Genomic DNA, 23,388 nt, shown 5'->3' on the forward strand with positions numbered 1-23,388 from the left:
AAACCGAAAGAGAGATATCCATGCCTCGTACCCCCTTGTCCAGCTCCCTCGACGGCTACGAGGTCTGGTTCGTCACCGGCAGCCAGAACCTCTACGGCGAGGAGACGCTCGCGCAGGTCGCCGAGCAGTCGCAGGCGGTCGTTGCGGGCCTGGGCGGGCTCCCCGTGAAGGTCGTCTGGAAGCCCGTGCTGAAGGACGCCGATTCGATCCGTCGGATGGCGCTGGAGATCAACAGCCGTGACGACGTGATCGGCGTGATCGCGTGGATGCACACCTTCAGCCCCGCCAAGATGTGGATCTCGGGACTCGATGCCCTGCAGAAGCCGCTGCTGCACCTGCACACGCAGGCCAATGTCGAGCTGCCGTGGGCCGACATCGACTTCGACTTCATGAACCTCAACCAGGCCGCTCACGGAGACCGCGAGTTCGGCTACATCCAGACGCGGCTGGGCGTTGCGCGCAAGACCGTGGTCGGACACGTGTCGAACCCGGTCGTCCGCCAGCAGATCGAGGACTGGGAGCGCGCCGCGGCCGGCTGGGCTGCGGTCCGCACGCTGAAGCTCGCCCGCTTCGGCGACAACATGCGCTACGTCGCCGTCACCGAGGGCGACAAGACCGAGGCGGAGCTGCGCTTCGGTGTTCAGGTGAACACCTGGGGCGTCAACGAGTTGGCGGATGCGGTCGCCGCCGCATCCGAGTCCGACATCGACGCTCTCGTGGCCGAGTACGAGGAGCTGTACGACGTCGTCGACGAGCTGCGCGTCGGAGGCGAGCGGCACCAGTCCCTGCGTGACGGGGCCGCGATCGAGCTCGGTCTGCGCTCGTTCCTCGAGGAGGGCGGCTTCGGCGCCTTCACGACGAGCTTCGAAGACCTCGGCGCCCTGAAGCAGCTCCCGGGCCTGGCCGTCCAGCGCCTCATGGCCGAGGGTTACGGCTTCGGCGCCGAGGGCGACTGGAAGACGGCGATCCTCGTGCGCGTGGCCAACGTCATGGGCGCCGGCCTGCCCGGCGGCGCGAGCCTCATGGAGGACTACACCTACGACCTCGTGGCCGGCGACGAGAAGATCCTCGGCGCGCACATGCTCGAGGTCGCCCCGTCGCTGACCACCGCCAAGCCGCGGCTGGAGATCCACCCTCTCGGCATCGGCGGCAAGGAGGACCCGGTGCGCCTGGTCTTCACGGCCGACCCGGGCTCTGCCGTCGTCGTCGCGATGAGCGACATGCGCGACCGGTTCCGCCTGGTGGCCAACGTGGTCGAGAACGTCTCCGCGCCGGAGCTGCCGAAGCTGCCCGTGGGGCGTGCCGTGTGGAAGCCCGCTCCCGACTTCGCGACCTCCGCCGCGTGCTGGCTCGCCGCGGGAGCCGCCCACCACACGGTGATGTCGACCGCCGTCGGCATCGAGGTGTTCCGGGACTTCGCCGAGATCGCGAAGACCGAGCTGGTCGTCATCGACGAGTCGACGACGGTGCGCGACTTCCAGCGCGAGCTGCGCTGGAACCAGGCGTACTACCGCCTCGCGCAGGGCCTGTGATGACGGGCTCGGTGCCACTGTCGGGAACGCAGCACCTGCTGCGGTCGGGTGATGTGGAAGCGTGCATCGCGAGCGTCGGTGCGTCGCTGCGCACCCTGACGCACGCCGGACGCGACCTTGTCGTCCCCTTCGCGGCGGACGAGGTCCGCCCCGCCTATCGAGGGGCGACGCTCGCCCCGTGGCCCAACCGGGTCGTGGACGGCCGCTACACCTTCGGGGGCGAGGAGTACCGCCTCTCCCTGACCGAGCCCGCACGCGGCCACGCGCTGCACGGACTCGCGGCATGGCTCGACTACACGGCGATCGACAAGGGCCCCGACCACGTCACCCTGTCGGCGGTGGTCGAGGCGCAGGACGGCTACCCGTGGCGTGTGCGCGTCGAGACGCGTTTCGCGTTGGATGCGGACGGCCTGACACAGACGGTGACCGCGTTCAACGAGTCCGACACAGCGGCGCCGTACGGCACGGGCCCGCATCCGTATCTGGTGGCGGGCGACGGGCTCGTCGACGACTGGAGCTTCGAGCTGCCCGCCGCCGAGGTGCTGCACGTCACGGAGGATCGGCTGGCCCCGACCGAGCTGCGCGCGGTCGAGGCGGACGATCCGTCGCGGTTCGACTACCGTGCCGCACGGCGGATCGGCGCGGCCGAGATCGACCACGCGTACACCGGACTCATCCGGGATGCCGACGGCGTCGCGACGGTTCGCGTGACGGATGCGGACGGCCGCGGCGTCGCCATGGCCTGGGACGCGGCGTGCCCCTGGGTCCAGGTGCACACGGCCGACCGCCCCGGGCTCTCGGGGCACCGCGTGGGGCTCGCGATCGAGCCCATGACCTGCGCGCCGGACGCGTTCAACGCGCACCGGTACCCCTACGACGCGGGCCTGCAGGTTCTCGAGCCCGGAGGGTCGCTGTCGGCGAGCTGGACCATCCGCGCCATCTGACCCGCATCGCCCCCTCCTACGACACGTTCGCCTGTCACAGATCGCGCCTCCAGCGTCGATCTGTGACAGGCGAACGTCGTTAGGGGGATGCAGAAGGCCCCGGAGAGGAACGGATCCTTCTCCGGGGCCTTCGATGACAGGGTGCGCGCCGGGCGTCAGCTGTCGCGCAGGTTCTCCTTGACCTCGTTGCGACGCTCGACCGACTCCTTCTCGGCCTCGGCCTTCTTGACGTTCGCGTCGGCCTTGGCCTCGTCGATCTTGTCGCCGATGCGGTCCGTGGTGTCGTCCCACTTGTCCTTGAGCTTGCGACCGGCGGTCTCCGCGGTCTCCTTCGCATCATCGATGAAACCCATGATGTGCTCCCTTCGTCGAGGTGTGCCGTCAGGCTAATACCGCGATCCGACGAGAGCGGCGGGGTTGCACCGGTTCCCTCTGGTTGCTAGCGACGAGCGGGTGCATACTCGGGTCATGCGGTTCGAGACGACCATGTCGCAGTTCGGCAACGACACGGGCATCGAGATTCCCGCGGACGTCATAGAGCAGCTCGGCGGCGGCCGTCGTCCCGCGCTGGTGGTGACCGTCAACGGGTTCACGTATCGCTCGACCGTCGGGGTGATGGCGGGCAAGCACCTGATCCCGTTCAGCGCGGACAAGCGTCGCGAGACGGGCATCGGCGGTGGCGATGCGCTCACCGTCGACGTCGAGCTCGACACCGCTCCGCGCACGGTCGAGGTGCCGGACGACCTCGCCGAGGCGCTGGCATCCGAGGGGCTCCGGGCCACCTTCGACGCCCTGTCGCCCAGCGCGCAGAAGGCCCATGTGACCGCGGTGACCGGCGCCAAGGCGGCCGAGACGCGGCAGCGCCGCGTCGCGCGAGTGGTCGAGTCCTTGCGGTGAGGCGCCGAGGGCGGTTTTCCCCGTTCTCGACCAGTGAGTCGCCGAGACCCCTCGGATAGAATCGGGGGAGGGGGTGCTGTGGCATCACGAGCGGACGAACCGACGGAGCACAAGGGACTCGGAGCCCTGTGGGCCGCCCGCGCGTCGCGCCCGAAACTCGCCGATGTCGTCGCCGAGGGCGTCTACATCGCCGCTGCCGCCACGCGCTTGTCGCTGAAGAATCACATCCTGGTCGACATCCTCTCGGCGGGAGAAGGCTTCGACGCCGACCGGTTCGTGCCCGACGCGAAGGACGCGCTGCTGAAGCTCGCCGAGGAGGCCGAGGAGGATGCGGAGCGCGCGGAACGGGAGCGCAAACTTGCGCGCGGCCGTTTCAGCGACTCCGGCGGCACCCACGACTATCGCAGTCGCGACGTGCGCAACCTCCGGCGCAGACGCAAGCAGTCCTTGCGTATCGCGGAGGAGCTCCGTGAGCGCGCCGAGGACCTCGACGGGCTCCGCGAACTGGTCGAGGCGGCACGTGAGGCGGCGTGGGCGGAGGTCGCGCGCAACATCGACAGCTCGCTGCGGATCGAGGCCGCCCGACCCGACCTCGAGCCGGGCTACGACAAGATGCGTCAAGCGCGGATGCAGAGCTTGCGTCTCGTCGACCTTCCTCGTCTCGCCGCTCATCGACGCAGATTGAACGCGAAGGAGGAGGATGCGGCGCCCGCGGTGTCCGCCGGGAGCGAGCGGCGCGGCGGGATCGACCTCAGCGAGCTCGAGTAGTCGCCTCGATTCGCGACCACGCCCGTTGTGTTGTAGTCTCTCCTAGTGCCCGCGCGCAGGAATGCGACGGGAAACATGCGCCCGTAGCTCAATGGATAGAGCATCTGACTACGGATCAGAAGGTTAGGGGTTCGAGTCCCTTCGGGCGCACACTGTGTTGAGACAGTAGCGGCCCGGCCAGGAAGAGATTCCGGCCGGGCCACTTTTTTCTCACGACGTCTATCCGTCTCTTATGAGAATGCTGTGCGGCGCTCATTCTTGGAGCCGTCTCAGAACCGTGCCGCCAGCATGGCGACATGACCGCCTCTCCTCTCATCGCCGCCGCACCGCCGACTGCCCTCCGCACGCGGCGTCGGCATCGTGCCGTGTGGCGATCGGGCTCCGTCGCGGTGATCTGGATGACGTCGCTCGCCGTCGTCGCTCTCTGGGTCGCGGGCGGCGGCGTGCAGGCGACCTGGGGGATGAGCGCGGAGACGCTCAACACCCTCGGTCGGCTCACGGGCCTCGTCTCCGCGAACCTCCTCATGTATCAGGTGCTGCTCATGGCCCGCGTGCCGTTGTTCGAGCGGGGCTTCGGTCGTGACGGCATCACGCGGATGCATCGCATCGTCGGGTTCTGGTCGTTCTGGCTGTTCCTGGCGCACATCGCGCTGCTCGTGGCGGGATACGCCGCACAGGCGGGCATCAACCCGCTCGTGCAGCTGTGGCAGTTCGTCTGGGACTACCCCGGCATGCTGCTCGCGGCAGCGGGCACCGCGCTGCTGCTGCTCGTGGTGGTGCTGTCGATCCGGCGCGCGCGGCGACGTCTGCGGTACGAGTCGTGGCACCTCCTGCATCTCTACGGCTACCTCGGCGTCGCCCTGGCGATTCCGCACATGCTATGGACGGGCGCCGACTTCGTCGGGCACCCGCTCGCGCAGGTGTATTGGTGGACGGTGTGGGCCGCGACGGCGACCGCTGTGGTGCTGTACCGGATCGGGCTGCCTCTCGTGCGATCCCTGCGGCACGACATCCGCGTACGCGACGTCGTCGCCGACGGGGTGCGAGGGGTGAGTGTGCGGATGTCGGGCCGCGACCTTCGGGCGCTCCGCGCGGAGGCCGGCCAGTTCTTCGTCTGGCGGTTCCTCGACGGACCGGGCTGGACGCGCGGGCATCCCTTCTCGCTCGCGGAGGACCCGGCACGCGGCGATCTGGTGATCTCCGCCCGCGTCACAGGAGACGGGACGGCGCGTCTCACGGGGCTGCGCCCCGGCACGAAGGTGCTCATCGAAGGCCCCTACGGCACGATGACCGGCGGTGAGCGCACCGGCACGCGGCTGCTGATGCTCGGGGCGGGCGCGGGAGTGGCTCCCTTGGTGTCCTTGCTCCAGTCCGAAGGCTACGGTCCCGGCGAGGCCACGTTGCTCACCCGCGATCACGTTCCCGAGGAGGCATTGCGACGGGAGGCGATCGACGAACTGGTCCGTCATCGCGGACTCCGCCACGTCTCGCTCGCCGGTGGCCGACGCCGCGACGCCTCCTCGTGGATGCCCCAGTCGCACGCCGCGTGGGCAGGCGCCGATCTGTTGCGACACATCGAGTCGAGCATCGATGACGCCGACGTCTTCGTCTGCGGTCCTGAGGCGTGGATGCGGGCCGTCATCGCCGACCTGCGCGCCGCGGGCGTCGATCCCGCCCGCATCCATCGCGAATCGTTCACCGTCTGATCCGGGAGGGATCATGAAGAAGATCTTCTACGGCCTGATGATGACCCTCAGCGGTCTGGTCCTGCTGATGAGCTGGCGTACGTCGTGGGGCGAGCAGCTGACCGCATCGGACGCGACGGCGGGCACGGCGGGACTCTCCGGCCAGAGCAGCACCTCGGGCTCCGCGGCCACCGGGGGCGGCTCCTCGACCGGGGGCGGCTCCTCGACCACGAGCGGCGGAGCATCGACCACCTCGGCCACGCGCCTGGCCGACGGCACCTACACCGGTGACGCCGTCAGCACCCGCTACGGGAACGTGCAGGTGTCGGTCACCGTCTCGGGCGGCGTCATCGCGTCCGTCGACGTGCCGCAGTACCCGGACTCGAACGGTCGCGATCAGCAGATCAACGCGCGGGCGATCCCCACGCTGGTGTCGGAGACCCTCGACGCGCAGAGCGCCCAGATCAGGCTGGTGTCGGGCGCGACGTACACCAGCCAGGGCTACGCCCGCTCGCTCCAGTCCGCTCTCGACCAGGCGCAGTCATGAACGGCGCGACGCGGGTCTCGACGGCCGAGGTGATGGGAACGGTCGCCAGCATCCATGTCCTCGGCCCGGGAGCTCACGAGCACGAGGTGACGCGGGCGATCGAAGCGGTTGTCGAGATGCTCCGCGACGATGAACGGGTCTTCTCGCCCTTCATCCCCGACTCCGACATCTCGAGGATGCGGACGGGGGCGCTCTCGCTGCGAGAGGCCGATCCCCGCGTCGACCAGGTGCGTGCCCTGTGCGCGGATCTGCTCGAGAGCAGCGACGGCCGGTTCGATGCGTGGTGGCGTGGATGGTTCGACCCGACGGGGATCGTGAAGGGCTGGGCCGTCGACCGCGCCGCCCAGCGGCTGCTCGCTCCGCTCGTCGAGCGAGAAGGCATCGACGCGGTCGGCATCGGCGTCGGGGGCGACATGCGCCTGTTCTCCGCCGAGGCGACGACGCTGCCGTGGCGGATCGGCATCGTGGATCCAGGCGTCCCCGACGCGCTCTGCGCGACGGTCGAGCTGTTCGAAGGCGCCGTCGCGACCTCGGGGACGGCCGAACGCGGTGCGCACCTGGTCGACCCGCTGCGCGGGGGTCCTGTAACGGGACTCATCAGCGCCACCGTCGTGGCCGAGTCGCTCACGCTCGCAGATGCGTGGGCCACGGTCGCCGCGCTGACGGGCACGGAAGAGCTGTCCGCGCGTGAGGTGCCGGGCATCGTCTCCGGCCTGGTCGCGGACGGGCGGACGCTGCGCCGATGGGCGGGCGGCATCGAGATCGTCGCGCCGGACCCCCTCAGCGCGGCCGTCTGAGCACAGCCGTCAGGCAGACGGAAGCCGCAGGGCGAAGGTCGTCCCGCGGGGCGACGTCTCGGCGATGGTCACGGCTCCGCCATAGCGGGTCGCCGCCTCCCGGACGAGCGCGAGGCCGAGCCCGAACCCACGGCGCCGCCCGGCCTCGCCGCTGCGTGCGAATCGCTCGAAGACACGTTCCCGGTGTGCCGGGTCGATACCCGGCCCGCGGTCGGCGACACGGATCTCGACGTGCTGCGGGTCCGTGACGACCGTCACGTCGACCTCGCCTCCGCGAGGCGAGTGCTGCACGGCGTTGTCCACGAGGGCGACGCACAATCGGGCGAGCGTGATCTCCGGGATCCGTGCGCGGGCGCTGGTGGCCTGGGCGCGAAGAGTGACCCCTGCGTCGTCCGCGAGCGGCGCGAGGGTGTCCATGGCGCGTGCGAGGGCCTGCGCCACGTCGCAGGCTGCCTCGGTGGACGAGGCGCCTTCTGCGGCGAGGAGCATATCGGTGAGGACGTCGTCCATGACCTGGACGTCCCTTCGCAGGTCGGCGATCAGCTGCGCGGTGGGCTCCTCGCGCGCCTGCCGCCGTTGCAGGAGCTGGATGCGGGAGCTGAGCGCCGTCAACGGCGTGCGCAGCTCGTGGCTGGCGTCCGAGACGAACGCGCGCTGTGTCGCGAGGGCCTCTCCGAGCGGGCGCACGGCTCGGCGTGCGGCGAGCCAACCGACCAGTCCCAGCAGGGCCACTCCGATCAGCCCGAGGACCAGGACGACCGGGAGGATGCGGTCGAGATCGACCACCACGGCGTCGCCGTCCGGTCGAACGCCGTGCGATTCGCCGTGCTCGGGACGAGCAGCGCGAAGCAGGACGAACACGAGCACGCCGATCCCGCCCAGGACCACGGCCGCGGATACGACGGCGACGAGCACGCCCACGCGCACCGCGGCGCGACGGACGCGCCGCCGGTCGGCCTCGACACTCATCTCGGAGCTCCCGCTCTGTAGCCGCGTCCCCGCACGGTCTCGATGATGTCGGGCTCGCTCTTGCGGCGGATGTAGTGCACGTACGTGTCCACGGAGCTGGCCGAGTCGCCGACGGTGAAAGCGCCCGCGAGGATCTCCTCTCGGCTGAACACGTGCTCGGGACTCGCTGTCAGCAGCTCCAGCAGCGTGCTCTCCGTCTGGGTCAGCGCGACCCGCGCTCCCGACGGCGCGTACAGCGCCTGCGTGTCGGGCGTGAACGTCCACGCGCCCAGCTCGCGGCGGCGTCCTTCGGCACGGTATCCCCGGACGAGCGCCCGCAGCCGCGCGAGGAGCTCGTCGTAGTCGAAGGGCTTGACGAGGTAGTCGTTGGCTCCCGCATCCAGACCCTCGACACGGTCGGCCACGGAGCCGAGCGCTGTCAACAGAAGCACGGGAGTCGTGATGCGCGCGGTTCGCACCGCTGCCACGAGATCGGCACCGTCGAGTCCGGGAAGCCGCCGGTCCACGAGCATCACGTCGAACCGCGCATTCAGGGCGCGGTCCAGCCCGGCTCTGCCGTCGCCGACGTGCTCGAGCTCGTACGCCTCCGAGAGCACCTCAATCGTCATGGAGGCGATCTCGGGGTCGTCCTCGACGTACAGGAGCCGGGGTCGGCGCGGCGAGCTGGTCACGCTGTCATTCTGCTCCCCGACGGGTCGCCCCGCGCGGCGGGCTACGATCGCGCCCATGGACGCGTTGCAGCAGTTCGTCGATGACTGGGGCCGTCGCTGGGAGGCGGCGCTCGTCGCCGCCGTCCGAGCACTGCCCGCGGATGTGGTCGCCGGGCGCATATACGCCGCGGCGATCGCCGTGGCGGACGGCAACACCGTGCCCGCCCTGTTCGCCCACACCGAGAGCCGCCTCGCAGAGGTGGCAGATGCCGACCTCGATCCTGACGAGGCCGCGTACTTCCGCTGGTGGCCCGACGAGTCCGGCATCGAGGTTCAGAGCGAGGAACTCGCGGCGCTGGCTGCGGAGCTGGGCGAATGGGCGGATGCGCACCCGGAGTTCAGCGCGGACCCGGAGGACGAGTTCGCCTGGAGCGACCGGTGGATCGCCGAGACCGACCGCGCGCTCATCCGTGCACTGGGTTCGGATGCGGTACGCCGGACCTTTGCAGCGATCGGCATCGACCCCGTGCTGGTGGTCACCGAAACCGACGGTGATCCGGCTCGAGCGAGCGCCGCCTTCGAGGCGCTCAACGGGAACCGGGATGACGCGGCGGCCCGCGACGCGCGGGCGTTCTGGGGGGCTGCCGACGACTGAGGCGCGTGAGCGCGGATCCCGGTCCTCGCGCTTGGGCGTACTCTGGCGGCATGCCGATGAAGCCGCCGACGGCCAATATCGATGAGACCCGCGTGCACGTGTCGCGACCGAAGAAGGTCGCGGTGGGCGTGCCGGCCGTGCTCCACGCGCTCCAGATCGCGAACGAGCAGATGGGCCTCAAACGATCCGCCGAGACCCTCCTCCGCGTCAATCAGAAGGACGGTTTCGACTGTCCCGGCTGCGCGTGGCCGGAGGAGGACAAGCGCCATGTCGCGGAGTTCTGCGAGAACGGAGCCAAGGCCGTCGCGGAGGAGGCGACCGTACGTCGCGTCGGACCGGAGTTCTTCGCCGCGCACTCGATCGAGGACCTTCGCCAGGGCGACGACTGGTGGCTCGGACAGCAGGGGCGGCTGACGCATCCGATGGTGCTCGACGAAGGGGCGACGCACTACCGCCCCATCTCGTGGGATGCCGCGCTCGAGATGATCGCGGACGAGCTGAGGTCACTGTCTCACCCCGACGAGGCGGTGTTCTACACATCCGGTCGCACCTCGAACGAGGCGGCGTTCCTGTACCAGCTGCTCGTGCGCGGCCTCGGTACCAACAACCTGCCCGACTGCTCGAACATGTGCCACGAGTCGAGCGGCTCGGCGCTGACGGAGACGATCGGCATCGGCAAGGGCACCGTCTCCATCGAGGACATCCACGAGGCGGACCTGTTGATCGTGGCAGGACAGAACCCGGGCACCAACCATCCCCGCATGCTCTCGGCCCTCGAGAAGGCCAAGCAGCGCGGAGCGCGCATCATCGCGGTGAACCCGCTGCCCGAAGCGGGCCTCATGCGGTTCGAGAACCCCCAGACCCCGCGCGGGGTCGCTTTCGGCGGCACGAAGCTCGCCGACCGCTTCGTGCAGATCCGCTCCGGCGGCGATCAGGCGCTCTTCCACGCGATCGGCAAGCACCTGCTCGAGGCGCAGGACCGCGACGGCGACGTGCTGGACACGGCCTTCATTAGCGCCCACACGAGCGGGTTCGAGTCGTACCGCCGTCAGATGGCGGATGCGGAGTGGTCCCAGCTGGAGGAGGCCACCGGCCTCAGCGAGCAGGAGCTGCGCGCCATCGGCGACGAGGTGCGCGCCTCGAAGGCGACGATCGTGTGCTGGGCGATGGGGCTCACTCAGCACAAGCACTCCGTGCCCACCCTCCGTGACGTCGTGAACGTGCTCCTGCTGCAGGGCAACATCGGCCGCCCGGGGGCGGGGGTCTGCCCGGTTCGCGGTCACTCGAACGTGCAGGGAGACCGCACGGTCGGCATCTACGAGAAGCCGGCGGATGCGTTCCTCGACGCGCTCGATCGGGAGTTCTCCTTCTCCGCGCCCCGTGCCCACGGTTTCGACACCGTCGCCGCCATCCGTGCGATGCGCGACGACAGGGTCCGTTTCTTCATGGGAATGGGAGGCAACTTCGTGTCGGCGACGCCCGACACCGCGGTCGTCGAGGCGGGCATGGCGCGCGTGGGGCTCACGGTGCACGTGTCGACCAAGCTGAACCGTTCCCACGTCATCACCGGCCGACGTGCGCTGATCCTCCCGACGCTCGGACGCACGGACCGCGATCGTCGTGGTGGCCGGGAGCAGCGCGTCACGGTGGAGGACTCGATGGGCGCCGTGCACGCCTCGCGCGGCCGGCTGGCGCCGCCCTCGGACGACATGCTCAGCGAGGTCGCGATCATCGCGCGGCTGTGTGCGCTCGTCTTCGGCGGCGGATCCTCGCCCCAGGACGCGCCGGCCGCGCACGACGGCGATCACGAACGCACGCTTCCCGAACACGGAACCGTCGAGCCGGAAGGCCTGGATGCGGCCGGCCTCCACGATCCGGCCAACGTGCCGCACGCCGACTGGGCCGCCCTCGAGGCGGACTATGCGCTCATCCGCTCGCACATCGAGCGGGTCATCCCGGGGTTCGAGGACTACGAGAGCCGCATCCAGAAGGGGCGCACCTTCTTCCTGCCGAACGGTCCGCGCGACGAGCGCCGGTTCGCGACGATCGACGGGAAGGCGCGTTTCACCGTCAATCCGCTCGAGTACCCGCGCATCCCTGCCGGGCGTCTGCTGCTGCAGACGCTGCGCTCTCACGATCAGTACAACACCACCGTCTACGGCAAGGACGACCGGTACCGCGGGATCCACGGCGGCCGGCGCGTGGTGCTCGTCAACGCCGAAGACATCCGCGAACTCGGCTTCGTCGACGGGGAGATCGTCGACCTCGTCTCCGAGTGGACGGACGCGGACGGCAGGCTGGAGGAGCGCCGCGCCGAGAGCTTCCGCATCGTCTCCTACGACACGCCCCGTCAGAATGCTGCCGCCTACTACCCCGAGACGAACGTGCTCGTGCCCCTGGAGTCGGTCGCCGACGTGAGCGGGACGCCGACCTCCAAAGCGGTCATCGTGCGCCTCGAGCACCGCTGAGGGCGGCATGGGAAGACTCACCGAGCGCACGCCGGTCACGCGCATCGCCTTCACGGACGACGGCGTCTCGACACGTCGCCGCGCGGACACGGTCGTCGTGGAGGAACCGCTGGAGGTGCGCGTGAGCGGGGAGCCGCTCGTCGTGACGATGCGCACCCCGGGTCACGATCTCGAGCTGGCCGCCGGGTTCCTCACGGGGGAGGGCGTCATCGCCGCCGGCTCCGACGTCCGCAGCGCGATCCACTGCGGAGGGCCGGGAAGCACCCCCGTCGGTGCACCCCAGAGCGAGAACACCTACAACGTGCTCGACATGGCCCTCGCGCCCGGCAGCGAGATCCCCGCCAAGGATGCGGCCCGCAACTTCTACACGACGAGCTCCTGCGGCGTCTGCGGAGCCGCATCCATCGAACAGATCACCAAGGTGTCGCGTTTCGACCTGTCCGCCGACGACAGCCGCGCTCCCGCGCGGTGGCTCGCCTCGCTCCCCGACACGTTGCGCAGCGGTCAGGCACTGTTCGAGAAGACGGGCGGCCTGCACGCGGCGGCGCTCTTCGACATCGCGACGGGCGAGCTGCTGGTGCTGCGTGAGGACGTGGGGCGCCACAACGCCGTCGACAAGGTGGTCGGCTGGGCGCTGCTCGCCGATCGGCTGCCCCTCGCAGGCACCGTGCTGCAGGTCTCGGGTCGTGCCAGCTTCGAGCTCGCGCAGAAGGCGATCATGGCGGGCATCCCCGTGCTGGCCGCGGTCTCGGCGCCGTCCTCGCTCGCGGTGGAGCTGGCCTCGTCGATGCACCTCACCCTCGTGGGGTTCTCCCGCGGCACCTCGCTGAACGTGTACGCGCACCCCGAGCGGGTGGCCGTCGAGGAGTGAGCCCGTCGCATCCGGACGAGCCGAGCGTAGGCTGACGGGGTGAGCGCATACGTCTCGGCGTTCGAGTTGTTCTCCATCGGTGTCGGACCCTCGAGCTCCCACACCGTCGGGCCGATGCGCGCCGCCGGGGTCTTCGTCGACCGTCTCGCGGATGCGGGGCTGCTCGAGCGCGTGCATCGTGTGCGGTGCGAGCTGTTCGGCTCCCTGGGTGCGACGGGCATCGGGCACGGCACCCCCGACGCGATCGTCGCGGGGCTGGCGGGTCACCGACCCGACACGGTGGACCCGGATCTCGTGCGCGGCGCGTGGTCCGCGATCGGTGACGACGGGATGCTCCTGCTCGCAGGCATCCATCCGGTCCGCTTCCAGAGAGCCGACATCGTGCTCTCGCCCCGCGTGCGTCGTCCGGAGCACCCCAACGCCCTCACGCTGACGGCGTGGGATGCGGCGGGGGAGCCCCTCGCGAGTGAGACCTACTTCTCGGTCGGCGGCGGCTTCATCCGCCGCGACGGCGAGGCGCTACAGGCCCCTGCGGCCGTGCCCCATCCGTACTCCAGCGCCGCCCAGCTGCTCGCGCTGTGCGCCGAGACCGGCCTCTCCATCGCCGAGATCGCCCGCCGCAACGAGGAGGCCTGGCGCAGCGAGGACGACGTGCGCACCGGACTCGACGCGATCTGGGACGCGATGAGCGCCTGCGTCGCGGCCGGGCTCGCCCACGACGGCGTGCTCCCGGGCCGGCTCGGTGTCAAGCGTCGCGCCGGATCGCTGCGCGCGCAGCTCGAGAGCGCCCAGGCGATCGGCCATCGTGAGCTTCCCGGCGAGTGGCTCGGAGCCTTCGCGCTCGCCGTCAACGAGGAGAACGCCGCGGGCGGGCGGGTGGTGACGGCGCCCACGAACGGGGCTGCCGGCATCCTTCCCGCCGTCGCCATGTACTGGTGGCGCTTCCTCGCGGATGCGGGCGTCGGCCTCGACCGGGCGATCGCCGACGACGAGCGGCCGCGCGGCATCCGGCGCTTCCTGCTGACGGCCACCGCGCTCGGATCCTTGTTCAAAGCGAACGCCTCGATCTCAGGGGCGGAGGGCGGATGCCAGGCCGAGGTCGGCTCGGCCTGCGCGATGGCGGCGGGTGGGCTCACGGCCGTCATGGGAGGAACCCCGGCGCAGATCGAGAACGCGGCCGAGATCGCGATGGAGCACCACCTCGGTCTCACCTGCGACCCCGTCGGCGGGCTCGTGCAGATCCCGTGCATCGAACGCAATGCCATCGCCGCCGCCACGGCGGTCACCGCCTCCCGTCTCGCGCTGCGCGGCGACGGTTCGCACTACGTCTCGCTCGACACCGTCGTCGAGACGATGCGTCAGACGGGCATCGACATGTCGACGAAGTACAAGGAGACGAGTGAGGGCGGTCTCGCCGTCAACGTCGTCGAGTGCTGAGCGGGTGCTCAGTCCCGACGGGGCCGGAGCTTCTGCGTGAGATCCAGCAGGGTGCGCAGCTCGTCGTCGTCGAGGGTCGACATATGCTCGGCGATCGATCGGCTGTGCACTGCTGCGATGGAGCGGAACAGCCGTGCACCCGTGTCGGTGGCCCGGACGATGGCGCCGCGGCCGTCGTCGGGATCGGTGCACTTGGAGAGCAGTCCGCGCGCGACCATCCGGTCGACCAGACGCGAGACGCTGGGCTGGCTGATGAGCATGTTGCGCGTCACGTCGCGCAGCCGCGCCGACATGTCGGGGGCCCGGGTGACGGTCAGGAGCACGTCGTACTCGCCCTGCTGCAGGCCGCTCTGCTCGAAGTCGGCCCCCACCTCCGCGAAGATCTCGTGCTGGGCCCGGAACAGGCTCTCCCAGGCATCGATGGCCAGACGGCGGTCGCTCATGCCCGATAGCGTACGCCGTGCCCGGCATAGGCTGGTGCCATGATCGCCGGGGCACTCACGCGCGTCATCGCCGCCGCATCCGCTCTCGCCCTCGCTCTCACGGTGACGGGTTTCGCCGCCGCACCGCAGGCGCCCGCGCCCCCGAAGCCCGCGACGGTCGTGGGGGCCGGCGTCGACGACTTCACGTTCCGCAGCCTCGATGTCGACTACACGCTGACCCGCACGGACGACGGCACCTCCCGGCTGCATGTCGTCGAGCGTTTCGTGGCCGACTTCCCCGAGATCGATCAGAACCACGGCATGCGCCGCACCATCCCCGATACCTACAACGGTCAGCCGCTGCGGCCCGAACTCGTCTCCGTCACCGACGAGACGGGCGCGCCGCGAGACGCCGAGGTCGACAGCGACGACGGGACGTGGAGCGTGACCTCGCGCGTGGACGACTTCGTGCACGGTGCGCAGACCTACGTCTTCACGTACGACCTGAGCAACGTCACCTGGTACTTCCCGAAGACGGGGACGGAGGAGTTCTACTGGGACGTGAACGGCGTCGACTGGGGGCAGGTCTTCGGCTCCGTCTCCGCGACCCTCCACGTCGACCCCGCCCTCGCCGATTCCCTCACCGGCCAGGCCGCCTGCTACGTGGGCGAGCAGGGCGATGCGACGACGTGCCCGATCACTCTCGATACGGATGCGGCGGCCGCATCCGTATCGGTGGCGAACGTCGCGCCGCGCCAGACGGTCACGCTGTCGGTGGGGTTCGAGCCGGGCACCTTCGTGATGTTCGACAGCAGCTACTTCGCCTCCGCGTGGGGCTGGGCCCAGAGCGCATCGTTCCTGGCTCTGCTGGGCGCGTTCGCGTGGGCGATCGTCGTCTGGCGTCGGGTGCTGCGCGACTCTCCCGGCCGTGGCCTCGTCGTCGCCGAGTACGAGCCCCCCGCGGACGTCACGCCCCTGACCGCTGCGGTGCTGCTGTCGAAGCCCACGAAGGCCGCGCCCGCGGCGCTTCTCGAACTCGCCTTGCGGGGCGCGATCCGTATCGAAGAGGTGCCGGGCGGATCCCGGGCGCGGCCGAAGCTGCGGGCCGTGCTGGTCGATCCATCCCTCGCCGGCGAGGACGGCCGCGAGTTCATCGACGCGCTGTTCGACGAGAACGCCCAGCCCGGTGCCGAGTTCGCGTTCGGCGAGCGCAGCACGCGCCTCGCGAAGACGGCGGAGGACATGCGGATGTGGGCGGGGGCCGAGCTGGACGAGCGCGGCATGTATCGCACCGTGCCGCCGGGGCGCAGGCGACTGGCGGTCTGGGCGCTGATCCTCACGACGGCGGCGACCATCGTCACGGGAGCGCTGGCGCTGTCCGCGCAGGTCGACCCGGCCCCACCCGTGATCGTGTTCATCGTCGCGGCTCTGTTCGGTGCCGCAGGCCTCCTCCTCCTGTCGCACCGTCCCGTCAGTCCGAAAGGCGCCGAGACCCGGGAGCAGCTCGCGGGGCTCCGGCTCTTCATCAGCTGGGCGGAGGCCGACCGCATCCGTATGCTGCAGTCGCCTCAGACGGCCGAGCGGCGTCCGGTCGATGCGACGGATGCGGCTGCGGTCCTCGCGATCTACGAACCGCTGCTGCCCTACGCTGTCGTGTTCGGCCTCGAGAAGCAGTGGGCGGCCCAGCTGGCCGTCTACTACGAGAGCACCGGCGCGCCACTCTGGTACGCCGGGGCGACCGCGTTCAACGTGAGCGCCTTCACGAGCGGCATCAGCTCGCTCTCGGCTGCGGCCGTCTCCAGTTCGAGCAGCTCCGGCGGCTCGACCGGTGGCGGGTCCGCGGGCGGCGGCGGTGGTGGCGGCGGCGGAGGCGGCGTCTGAGCGCTCGGTAGAATGGCCTCGATGTCTTTCGCTCGCGGAGTGCGCCCCTTCTCGGCTGCCCCGCACCCGAAATGACCGACTACGGGGCCTCGACCGGCACGATCCGCGTTCCGGGCCCAGCCCGCGGGGCCCTGCCCTGGATCATCTGGGTCGCCGGCGCGCTTCACGTACCTCGTCGCGATCGTCGGCCGCAGCTCGCTCGCGGGGCTCGGCACCGACATGGCGGTGCGGTTCGACGCCGGATCCAGCACGCTCGCTCTGTTCACCACGCTCCAGCTCGCGGTCTACGGCGCCATGCAGATCCCAGCGGGTCTGCTGCTGGATCGCTGGGGTGCCCGTGTCATCGGGGCGGTCGGGATGCTGACCATGGCCGGCGGCTCGCTGTGGCTGGCGTTCGCCCCCGACGTACCCTCGGCGATCCTGGCGCGTCTTCTGACCGGTGCCGGGGATGCGCTCATCTTCCCGAGCGTGTTGCGCCTCATCGCTCTCTGGTTGCCCGCCAAACGGGTGCCGGTGCTGCAGCAGATCACCGCGCAGTTCGGCCAGCTCGGGCAGGTGCTCAGCGTGGTGCTGCTCACCTCCCTCGCGCACGGCATCGGCTGGGAGAGCGCCTTCGCCGCCGTCGCGGGGGTGTTCGTCGTCTTCGCCGTGCTCGACGCGCTGATCATCCGCGAGCGGGGTCGGCCCGTTGCGGCCGACGGCCGGCCGCGCCCGCGCCAGTTCGCGCTCGTCGTTGCGGCGCTGCGCGAACCGGGCACGCGGCTCGGGTTCTGGATCCACTTCGTCACGCCCTTCGCCGGTACCGCGTTCGCGCTGCTGTGGGGCATTCCCTTCCTCATGGCGGGCGAGGGGCTCTCCCGTGATGCGGCCGCGGGCCTGGTGACCGTGTTCGTGCTCAGCGGCGCGGTGTTCGCCCCGCTGATGGGCATGCTCTCGGCCGCGCATCCGGGTCGGCGTGCGCTGGTCGCGCTGGGCTCCGTCGCGGCCCAGGCCGTGGCGCTGGCCGCTGTGCTCATCACCCCGGGCGAGGCTCCGCTGTGGCTGCTCGTCGTGTGGGTCGTCACCCTCTCCAGCGGCGGCGCCGCATCCATGATCGCCTTCGACGTGGTGCGCCGGGACAACCCGCTCTCTCGGTTGTCGACCGCGACCGGCGTGGTCAACATGGGCGGCTTCATCGCGGCGCTCGTGCTCGTCTACGTGATCGGTGTCGTGCTCGACCTGCAGGGAGCCGATCCCGCCGCGTACACGCGCGACCAGTTGCGGTTGGCCATGACCGCGACGTTCGCGCTGTGGGTCGTGGGCGCCGTCGGGGTCCTCGTCGAGTCCCGCGCACGTCGGCGCGCCCACGGCGCGTACTAGCGCGTCAGCCGCGCCGTGCGCATGCCCGCTACGAGCGCGTCGACCGCTTCGGCCAAGGCGGCGCTGCTCGTCCGGCCGACACCGGTGGCGTTGACGAACGCGTGGATGTGGCCGGGCACGACCTGCAGCGTGGTGGGCACTCCGGCCTCGCGCAGACGGGTCGCATACGCGATGCCCTCGTCGCGCAGCACGTCGAACCCCGACACGGCGACGTGCGCGGGTGGTTGCCCCGCGAGCGCGCCCAACAGGGGCGATGCGCGGGGATCCGTGCGGTCGGCTTCTCGAGGCAGGTAGTGCTGGATGTACCAGTCCATCTGCCGCTCGGTGAGGAAGTAGCCCTCGCCGAAGAGGGCGTACGACGCGTGCTTCCTGCTCGTGTCGGTGACAGGGAAGAAGAGCAGCTGGAAATCCGGCGGAGCATCCGCGGTGAGCTGGCAGACGACCGCGCTCAAGTTGCCGCCGGCGCTGTCGCCCGCGACGGCCACCGTGGTGCCCCACTCCGGATGCTCGCGTACCCAGCGGTACGCGTCGACCGCGTCCTCGACGCCCGCGGGGAACGGATGCTCGGGAGCCAGGCGATAGTCCACCGACACGACGCGCAGGTCGGTGTGTGCCGCGATGAAGCGGCACACGGAATCGCACGAGGTGAGAGAGCCGACCACCCAGCCGCCCCCGTGGAAGTAGACCACGGTGCCGGTCGGTGCCTTCGTCGCCGACCCTCGATAGAGACGTGCGCCGACACCACCGCCCCGCGTCGGGATGCGGATGTCCTCGACGAGGGCGACGCGGTCGCTGCGTCCGAAGATCCGCGCCTCCGCATCCACCTGCGCGCGCGCCTGCGCCAGCGGCAGCTCCTCGAATGCGGCGCCGGGCAGTGCGTTGAGCAGTCGGAGCGCCATCTGCACCTCGGTGAGAAGGCGCTGGCCGTCGATCTCGACCGGCCGGCCCGCGATCAGGCGTTGGAGTGGGGCGGGCAGCGCCCCGAGGGTGCGGATGACGGTGCGCGTGACGCGCTCCTGTGCGGTGGGGCTCACGGGCGTCCTCTTCGTGGGTGGGTGCGCAACACGTTAGGGGGCGCTCGTCGCGCGGTGCGGGCCCCGGCGGTCGTTCCTGCGGACCCCGGCGGTCAGACAGAATGACCCCATGAGCGTCCCCCGCGTGGCCACCGTCGGCCCTCACCTCCTCCGCCATCTGGTGAGCCTCGCCGACGAGCGCGACGTGAGCATCGACGAAGCGCTGCGGCGCGCGGGGGTCGACCGCGGCTCTCTCGATGCCGACAGCACGCGGGTGTCGCTCTCGCAGATGCGGCTGATCGTCGCCGCGGCGGGCGCCGCCCTCGACGACCCCGCACTCGGAGTCGAGCTCGGGCGGCGGCAGCCGGTGACCGTCCTCGGGATGCTCGGCCTCGCGATGCTCTCCGCCGCCCGAATCCGCGACGCGATCGAGGTCGCCGTGCGGTTCCAGCTGCTCGCCGGGTCTCCGGTGCGCTGGCGTCTCGAGCAGCACGAGCGCTCGCTCGCGGTCGTCGCCGAGACCTACACGGGCGACCCGTCCGTGGATCGGGTACTGATCGATGCCGCCTTCGCGCACTTCACGCGCATGGTGCACGACGTCTCGGCGGGCACGGTGCGACCGGAGCGCGTGGATCTCGCGCGTGCGCGCCCCGCGGACACGAGTGCCTACGAGCGCGGCCTGGGCGCGCCGGTGCGGTTCGCCGCCGCGCAGGACGCCTGGTGGGTCGATGCGCGTCTGACCGAGCGGGCGAACCCCTACGCGGATCCGTGGACGTTCACATCGACGTGCGCCGGGCTCGAGGCGGAGGCGGCGTCGGCGGTGGATCGCCGCGAGCTGGTCGCCCGCGTCGCCGCCCGGATCGCGGCCGAGCTGCCGGATGTGCTCCCGCTCACGGCGCACGCACGTGCCGCGTCGATGAGCGAGCGCACTCTCCGCCGGCGTCTCGCCGACGCCGGCACGTCGTACGGCGCGCTCGTCGACGATCAGCGACGCCGTCTGACGGAGCGGCTGCTCGCCGCATCCGCTCCGTCGTTGGGTGAGGTGGCGGCCGCGGCCGGCTTCGCGGATGCGCGGTCGCTCCGGCGCGCGACCCGGCGATGGGTGGGGATGTCGCCGACCGAGTGGCGTCGCGTCTCAGCCCACCGGGCGGCGCAGCATTGCGACGGGCCGGGCCCCGGGAAGGCCCGTGATGGGGGCGAGCTCCTCGAAGCCGAGTCGCCGGTACAGACGGCGGTTGTCGGGGGTCGATGACTCGAGGTACGCGTTCTGGCGCATCGCGTCGAGTGCGCGCAGATGCGTGGCCAGCAGCGTCGCCCCGACGCCTTTCCCGCGGGCACGGGCGCTGACACCGATCTCGGCCAGATACCAGTGCGGAGTCTTCGGCCGGTACTGCTCCATCCGGTTGAGCAGTCCGAATGCGCGGGCGAGCCGCATCCATCCCATCGAGCGGACGAACAGGGGGAGTCGCTGCGCGAGACGCCCGAACGCCCCGCGGCGTGCTTCGGGCCCCTCCCATGCCGCGACGCCCAGCAGCTCTCCGTCGCCGTCGCGGGCGAGGTCGACCGTCCCCGTCGCGTAGGGGCCGGCGCTCAGCGTGCCCTCGAACAGATCCGTCAGTCGTTCGCGACGTCGGTCGCGCTGCGGCACGATGACCCCGAGAACCGGGTCGTGCTCGAAGGCCTCGGCGAGGATCTCGGCCGCAGGGCGCAGTTCTTCGGCGCGGGCGGGAGCGACGGTGATGTTCGACATGGCGACTCCAATTGGTCCGAGTGGATAAAACTAGTATGGATGCGGGGATCGACCACCGGCTCGGAGGATGCTGTGAAGGATGAAGTGCAGTCGCGGCCCTATCTCGGAGTGGCCGAACGTCGCAGACAGCTCCTGGATGCGGCGGTGGAGGTCATGGTCGAGGACGGTGCCGGCGCTCTCTCCTTGCGCTCTGTGGCGCAGCGTGCCGGCGTGGCGCATCGTGTCGTGAACTACGCGTTCGGGTCGAAGGCCGCTCTTGTCGCCGCGTTGCTGGATCGGGAGTCCGAGCGCCTCGCCGCGCGGGTCTGGGCTGAGCCGTTGCCTGCCCAGACGTTGGATGTGGCGGTGGCCGCGGCGCTGGGCTCCTTCCTTGCGGAGGTGCGCTCGGACCCCCGCAGATTCGAGCGGCTGGCGGAGCTGACCGCTCTCGCCCGTGCATCCGATGCTCTGGTGGATGCGGCTCGCGTCGAATCCGCGGCGTACCGGCGGATGATCGCCGAGCGGCTCGAGCTCTGGTGTGCGCAGCGAGGCGTGCGTCTGGCATCGCCGCAGGTGGTGGTCTCGGCGATCCATGCCGCGGCGGACGGGCTCGCGGAGTGGTGGCTCACGACGCGGGACGACGCTCAGGTCGACGCGGTGGTCGCGGTGCTCGCGGGCGGTTTCGCGAGCGTTGCGGTGATGCAGTAAGGGCCGGTCGGAGAGGCTTCCGACCGGCCCTTGTCCCTTTGCACCAAGAGTGTCCTGCGATCACATGTCGGTAGCTGCCACAGCAAAACAACTACCGTGCAAGCACTCTATAACGGTGCGATAACGGAGGGGAAGAGGTTTCCGTTACCTTTTCGTGATTCTTTGCCGACGCATAGGTGGAGCCCAGGTTTCGCGGGTCGACGCGCTGCTCAGTTCGCCGCCGCGAGCCACACGCGCACGCGGTCGGCGAACCAGTCGGGGCGCTGCAGGGGAATCCCGTGCCCGCATCCGTCGACGACCTCGAGGGCGCTCGCCGGCTGCGCAGCGTGGATGGTCTCGGCGGAGCCGCGCATGATGCGTCGCTCCTTGCTGCCCACGAGCACCAGTGACCTGCCCTCGAAGTGCGACCAACTGTCCGGGAGGGTGAATCGCAGATTGCCGCCGACGGCGGCGAGCAGGTTCATGCGCGACATCGTCCTGCTGGTGCGGATGTAATCGTCCATCATGGCGGGCGGGATGAAGAGCTCTCTCGCCTGGAGCTTCGCGAACCAGCGCCTGCGTGCGAGCGGGGCGGAAAGGGTGAGCAGTGCCAGCGTCAACCCGGTGAGCGGCACGCGCTCGACCTGCGCGCTCACGATGACGGCGTCCCGGATGAGGGAAGGGTGCGTCGCCGCGAGTTCCAGAGCCAGCTGCGCGCCGAGCGAGAATCCGATGACGGAGACGGGGCTGTCGGGAGACTCCTGCTCGAGCAGACTGACCAGCCGCGAGACGGTGTCTGCGTGGGACACGTACGGTTCTCGCGAGGATCGGCCGTGACCGGGCAGATCGGGGACGATCACGCGGTGGTCGGCGGCGAGACGGTCGCGCAGCGGAGCCCACATCCATCCGGCAACACCTCCGCCGTGCAGCAGCAGAACGGTGTGAGCGTCTCGGGGGCCGGTCGATATCGCGTACATCGCCTTCGATCTTGGCAGTCAGTCGGGGCGGTCGGCAGCGCGGTGAAGGCTGACATGCGCCCCATACGTCTGGCGCGCAACCCCCCTGTGCAGGTCGCAACGAAGGAGTGGACTGGACGTGTCCCGAATCCGAAGGCAACGAACACGAGGGAGATCGTGATGAGCAACGCCGAGAGCACCGGACGCGACGAGCACAATGAGAAGACCCACGACTCCGCCGCATCCGGCGGGTCGGAGTCGCAGGAAGAGGGCGAGGCGGCGATGGACGCCGCCGAGGAAGCGGTCGTCGACCACGGTCGCGACTGACCGCATCCCGTGTCGGCGAGGGTGAAGGGGCGCCGCCGGGTGGCGCCGGAGATCGCGGCGCTCTGCCGAGGCTGACGGCGCGCCGCCCGAAAGATCCGACTTCGGGGGGAGGCGAATACAGCGGGAGGACGATCCGCGGCCGACCGTGTCATCGTTAGCGTTCGTGAGATGCACCGCGTTCTTCCGGCCCGACTCTCGCTGACCTTGTTGATGACCGGCGTTCTCGCCCTGCTCATCCTGCTTGTTCCGCTGTCCGGCCAGAGTCTCAGCGTGGCGGTGACGCGCGCGATGTCGGCGTTCGGCTTCGCTGTGCCCGCGGTGGAACGCCTCTCCGACGGCGCGCTTCTGGCTCTCGCGGTCGTCACCGCGATCGTCGGCACATGGTCGTGGAGGCGTCGGAAGGATCGGCGCGCCGCCACCATGGGGGCGGCCATCGGTGTGGTGATCGCCTACGCGGCGAGCGAAGGGCTCAAGCTCCTGCTCGCCCAGTCCCGTCCGTGCACGAGATGGCCTGCGGCGGGCGTGTGCGACGCCGCCGACTTCTCTCTGCCGTCGAACCACGCCGCTCTCGCGTTCGCGGCCGTGGTCGTGATCGCCGTCGCGGCGCGCGGGGGCTGGCTCACGCTCGCCGCGCTCTTCTTCGCCTTCATCGTGGCAGCCGCCCGCATGCTGGAGGGAGCGCACTACCTGCACGACGTCGCAGCCGGGGCGCTGATCGGCCTCGCGGTTCCTGCCATCACGGCGTGGGCGGCGTGCCGGATGCGTGCGCGCCGGCTCGGTCACGGCCACTGACT

24 protein-coding genes and 1 tRNA gene are annotated in these 23,388 nt (G+C 70.4%); 18 read left to right on the top strand and 7 right to left on the bottom strand.

What is annotated here, in order from left to right; translation table 11 throughout:
* Window positions 1–20 precede the first annotated feature (20 nt).
* Both araA and QE374_RS11715 read left to right on the top strand, forming a co-directional pair.
* Window positions 21–1,532: an L-arabinose isomerase gene (araA, locus tag QE374_RS11710; protein WP_309735052.1), complete on the top strand. Its 1,512-nt coding sequence runs from the start codon at window positions 21–23 to the stop codon at window positions 1,530–1,532.
* Window positions 1,532–2,476 (top strand): aldose 1-epimerase family protein, encoded by a 945-nt coding sequence (locus QE374_RS11715; protein ID WP_309735054.1) that lies wholly within the window; start codon window positions 1,532–1,534, stop codon window positions 2,474–2,476. The genes araA and QE374_RS11715 overlap by 1 nt, the downstream gene beginning before the upstream one ends.
* Window positions 2,477–2,631: 155 nt before the next feature.
* On the opposite strand, the gene QE374_RS11720 is transcribed toward QE374_RS11715, so the two are convergent.
* On the bottom strand, window positions 2,632–2,829 hold the full coding sequence (locus QE374_RS11720; protein WP_137418015.1) for a hypothetical protein: 198 nt from the start codon (window positions 2,827–2,829) through the stop codon (window positions 2,632–2,634).
* A gap of 115 nt (window positions 2,830–2,944) precedes the next feature.
* Between QE374_RS11720 and QE374_RS11725 the strand changes: the two genes are divergently transcribed.
* The 6 genes from QE374_RS11725 to QE374_RS11750 all read left to right on the top strand — a co-directional run bounded on the left by QE374_RS11725 (window position 2,945) and on the right by QE374_RS11750 (window position 7,170).
* Complete coding sequence (locus QE374_RS11725; RefSeq protein ID WP_309735057.1) at window positions 2,945–3,373, top strand: YdeI/OmpD-associated family protein; 429 nt, start codon at window positions 2,945–2,947, stop codon at window positions 3,371–3,373.
* A gap of 78 nt (window positions 3,374–3,451) precedes the next feature.
* Complete coding sequence (locus QE374_RS11730; RefSeq protein ID WP_309735059.1) at window positions 3,452–4,141, top strand: asparagine synthase; 690 nt, start codon at window positions 3,452–3,454, stop codon at window positions 4,139–4,141.
* Between the two features lie 77 nt (window positions 4,142–4,218).
* A tRNA-Arg gene (locus tag QE374_RS11735) sits at window positions 4,219–4,291 on the top strand.
* Between the two features lie 146 nt (window positions 4,292–4,437).
* Window positions 4,438–5,847, top strand: coding sequence for a ferric reductase-like transmembrane domain-containing protein (locus tag QE374_RS11740; protein WP_309735062.1), 1,410 nt, complete (start codon window positions 4,438–4,440; stop codon window positions 5,845–5,847).
* A gap of 13 nt (window positions 5,848–5,860) precedes the next feature.
* Window positions 5,861–6,373 carry an FMN-binding protein gene (locus tag QE374_RS11745; protein ID WP_309735063.1) on the top strand — a complete coding sequence of 171 codons (513 nt, stop codon included), beginning with the start codon at window positions 5,861–5,863 and terminating at the stop codon, window positions 6,371–6,373.
* Window positions 6,370–7,170: an FAD:protein FMN transferase gene (locus QE374_RS11750; protein WP_309735066.1), complete on the top strand. Its 801-nt coding sequence runs from the start codon at window positions 6,370–6,372 to the stop codon at window positions 7,168–7,170. The genes QE374_RS11745 and QE374_RS11750 overlap by 4 nt, the downstream gene beginning before the upstream one ends.
* A 9-nt stretch (window positions 7,171–7,179) precedes the next feature.
* Here QE374_RS11750 and QE374_RS11755 read toward each other — a convergent pair whose 3' ends face one another.
* Window positions 7,180–8,139 carry a HAMP domain-containing sensor histidine kinase gene (locus QE374_RS11755; protein ID WP_309735068.1) on the bottom strand — a complete coding sequence of 320 codons (960 nt, stop codon included), beginning with the start codon at window positions 8,137–8,139 and terminating at the stop codon, window positions 7,180–7,182.
* Entirely contained in the window at window positions 8,136–8,810 is a 675-nt protein-coding gene (locus QE374_RS11760) for a response regulator transcription factor (RefSeq protein WP_309735069.1), read from the bottom strand. The genes QE374_RS11755 and QE374_RS11760 overlap by 4 nt, the downstream gene beginning before the upstream one ends.
* Before the next feature lie 55 nt (window positions 8,811–8,865).
* On the opposite strand from QE374_RS11760, the gene QE374_RS11765 reads away from it, so the two are divergent.
* Genes QE374_RS11765 through QE374_RS11780 form a run of 4 tightly spaced genes read left to right on the top strand, consistent with a single transcriptional unit; the run spans window position 8,866 to window position 14,220 of the window.
* Complete coding sequence (locus tag QE374_RS11765) at window positions 8,866–9,444, top strand: hypothetical protein (RefSeq protein WP_309735071.1); 579 nt, start codon at window positions 8,866–8,868, stop codon at window positions 9,442–9,444.
* 50 nt (window positions 9,445–9,494) lie between these two features.
* Entirely contained in the window at window positions 9,495–11,912 is a 2,418-nt protein-coding gene (locus QE374_RS11770) for an FdhF/YdeP family oxidoreductase (RefSeq protein WP_309735073.1), read from the top strand.
* 7 nt (window positions 11,913–11,919) lie between these two features.
* The gene (gene fdhD / locus QE374_RS11775) at window positions 11,920–12,783 is read left to right on the top strand and encodes a formate dehydrogenase accessory sulfurtransferase FdhD (RefSeq protein WP_309735076.1); all 864 of its coding nucleotides are present in this window, start codon (window positions 11,920–11,922) and stop codon (window positions 12,781–12,783) included.
* A 39-nt stretch (window positions 12,784–12,822) separates the two neighbouring features.
* Window positions 12,823–14,220 (top strand): L-serine ammonia-lyase, encoded by a 1,398-nt coding sequence (locus QE374_RS11780; protein WP_309735077.1) that lies wholly within the window; start codon window positions 12,823–12,825, stop codon window positions 14,218–14,220.
* 8 nt (window positions 14,221–14,228) lie between these two features.
* Here QE374_RS11780 and QE374_RS11785 read toward each other — a convergent pair whose 3' ends face one another.
* On the bottom strand, window positions 14,229–14,663 hold the full coding sequence (locus tag QE374_RS11785) for a MarR family winged helix-turn-helix transcriptional regulator (protein WP_234074534.1): 435 nt from the start codon (window positions 14,661–14,663) through the stop codon (window positions 14,229–14,231).
* 39 nt (window positions 14,664–14,702) lie between these two features.
* On the opposite strand from QE374_RS11785, the gene QE374_RS11790 reads away from it, so the two are divergent.
* On the top strand, window positions 14,703–16,523 hold the full coding sequence (locus tag QE374_RS11790) for a DUF2207 family protein (RefSeq protein ID WP_309735080.1): 1,821 nt from the start codon (window positions 14,703–14,705) through the stop codon (window positions 16,521–16,523).
* Window positions 16,524–16,703: 180 nt separating this feature from the next.
* Entirely contained in the window at window positions 16,704–17,882 is a 1,179-nt protein-coding gene (locus QE374_RS11795; RefSeq protein WP_396653350.1) for a nitrate/nitrite transporter, read from the top strand.
* Here the strand turns inward: QE374_RS11795 and QE374_RS11800 are convergent.
* Window positions 17,879–18,916 (bottom strand): alpha/beta hydrolase, encoded by a 1,038-nt coding sequence (locus QE374_RS11800; RefSeq protein WP_309735082.1) that lies wholly within the window; start codon window positions 18,914–18,916, stop codon window positions 17,879–17,881. The two genes, QE374_RS11795 and QE374_RS11800, sit on opposite strands and share 4 nt — an antisense overlap.
* A gap of 109 nt (window positions 18,917–19,025) precedes the next feature.
* Between QE374_RS11800 and QE374_RS11805 the strand changes: the two genes are divergently transcribed.
* The gene (locus QE374_RS11805) at window positions 19,026–20,147 is read left to right on the top strand and encodes an AraC family transcriptional regulator (protein ID WP_309735084.1); all 1,122 of its coding nucleotides are present in this window, start codon (window positions 19,026–19,028) and stop codon (window positions 20,145–20,147) included.
* Here the strand turns inward: QE374_RS11805 and QE374_RS11810 are convergent.
* Window positions 20,031–20,645, bottom strand: a complete 615-nt coding sequence (locus QE374_RS11810) for a GNAT family N-acetyltransferase (RefSeq protein ID WP_309735086.1) — start codon at window positions 20,643–20,645, stop codon at window positions 20,031–20,033. The genes QE374_RS11805 and QE374_RS11810 overlap by 117 nt on opposite strands.
* A gap of 72 nt (window positions 20,646–20,717) precedes the next feature.
* On the opposite strand from QE374_RS11810, the gene QE374_RS11815 reads away from it, so the two are divergent.
* A complete protein-coding gene (locus QE374_RS11815; protein ID WP_309735087.1) occupies window positions 20,718–21,332 on the top strand; it encodes a TetR/AcrR family transcriptional regulator in 615 nt (204 codons plus the stop codon).
* A gap of 209 nt (window positions 21,333–21,541) precedes the next feature.
* Here QE374_RS11815 and QE374_RS11820 read toward each other — a convergent pair whose 3' ends face one another.
* Window positions 21,542–22,288 (bottom strand): alpha/beta fold hydrolase, encoded by a 747-nt coding sequence (locus QE374_RS11820; protein ID WP_309735089.1) that lies wholly within the window; start codon window positions 22,286–22,288, stop codon window positions 21,542–21,544.
* A 159-nt stretch (window positions 22,289–22,447) separates the two neighbouring features.
* Between QE374_RS11820 and QE374_RS11825 the strand changes: the two genes are divergently transcribed.
* Window positions 22,448–22,594 carry a hypothetical protein gene (locus tag QE374_RS11825; RefSeq protein ID WP_309735091.1) on the top strand — a complete coding sequence of 49 codons (147 nt, stop codon included), beginning with the start codon at window positions 22,448–22,450 and terminating at the stop codon, window positions 22,592–22,594.
* A gap of 168 nt (window positions 22,595–22,762) precedes the next feature.
* Window positions 22,763–23,386: a phosphatase PAP2 family protein gene (locus QE374_RS11830; protein WP_309735093.1), complete on the top strand. Its 624-nt coding sequence runs from the start codon at window positions 22,763–22,765 to the stop codon at window positions 23,384–23,386.
* Window positions 23,387–23,388: the final 2 nt, after the last annotated feature.

Source organism: Microbacterium sp. SORGH_AS_0428 (assembly GCF_031453615.1).
GTDB lineage: Bacteria > Actinomycetota > Actinomycetes > Actinomycetales > Microbacteriaceae > Microbacterium.

What these genes read in the sequence shown, in the direction of transcription:
- araA (WP_309735052.1), top strand. Translation starts at nt 21, where the DNA reads ATGCCTCGTACCCCCTTGTCCAGCTCCCTCGACGGCTACGAGGTCTGG.
- QE374_RS11715 (WP_309735054.1), top strand. Translation starts at nt 1,532, where the DNA reads ATGACGGGCTCGGTGCCACTGTCGGGAACGCAGCACCTGCTGCGGTCG.
- QE374_RS11720 (WP_137418015.1), bottom strand. Translation starts at nt 2,829, where the DNA reads ATGGGTTTCATCGATGATGCGAAGGAGACCGCGGAGACCGCCGGTCGC.
- QE374_RS11725 (WP_309735057.1), top strand. Translation starts at nt 2,945, where the DNA reads ATGCGGTTCGAGACGACCATGTCGCAGTTCGGCAACGACACGGGCATC.
- QE374_RS11740 (WP_309735062.1), top strand. Translation starts at nt 4,438, where the DNA reads ATGACCGCCTCTCCTCTCATCGCCGCCGCACCGCCGACTGCCCTCCGC.
- QE374_RS11745 (WP_309735063.1), top strand. Translation starts at nt 5,861, where the DNA reads ATGAAGAAGATCTTCTACGGCCTGATGATGACCCTCAGCGGTCTGGTC.
- QE374_RS11750 (WP_309735066.1), top strand. Translation starts at nt 6,370, where the DNA reads ATGAACGGCGCGACGCGGGTCTCGACGGCCGAGGTGATGGGAACGGTC.
- QE374_RS11755 (WP_309735068.1), bottom strand. Translation starts at nt 8,139, where the DNA reads ATGAGTGTCGAGGCCGACCGGCGGCGCGTCCGTCGCGCCGCGGTGCGC.
- QE374_RS11765 (WP_309735071.1), top strand. Translation starts at nt 8,866, where the DNA reads ATGGACGCGTTGCAGCAGTTCGTCGATGACTGGGGCCGTCGCTGGGAG.
- QE374_RS11770 (WP_309735073.1), top strand. Translation starts at nt 9,495, where the DNA reads ATGCCGATGAAGCCGCCGACGGCCAATATCGATGAGACCCGCGTGCAC.
- fdhD (WP_309735076.1), top strand. Translation starts at nt 11,920, where the DNA reads ATGGGAAGACTCACCGAGCGCACGCCGGTCACGCGCATCGCCTTCACG.
- QE374_RS11785 (WP_234074534.1), bottom strand. Translation starts at nt 14,663, where the DNA reads ATGAGCGACCGCCGTCTGGCCATCGATGCCTGGGAGAGCCTGTTCCGG.
- QE374_RS11790 (WP_309735080.1), top strand. Translation starts at nt 14,703, where the DNA reads ATGATCGCCGGGGCACTCACGCGCGTCATCGCCGCCGCATCCGCTCTC.
- QE374_RS11805 (WP_309735084.1), top strand. Translation starts at nt 19,026, where the DNA reads ATGAGCGTCCCCCGCGTGGCCACCGTCGGCCCTCACCTCCTCCGCCAT.
- QE374_RS11810 (WP_309735086.1), bottom strand. Translation starts at nt 20,645, where the DNA reads ATGTCGAACATCACCGTCGCTCCCGCCCGCGCCGAAGAACTGCGCCCT.
- QE374_RS11820 (WP_309735089.1), bottom strand. Translation starts at nt 22,288, where the DNA reads ATGTACGCGATATCGACCGGCCCCCGAGACGCTCACACCGTTCTGCTG.
- QE374_RS11825 (WP_309735091.1), top strand. Translation starts at nt 22,448, where the DNA reads ATGAGCAACGCCGAGAGCACCGGACGCGACGAGCACAATGAGAAGACC.
- QE374_RS11830 (WP_309735093.1), top strand. Translation starts at nt 22,763, where the DNA reads ATGCACCGCGTTCTTCCGGCCCGACTCTCGCTGACCTTGTTGATGACC.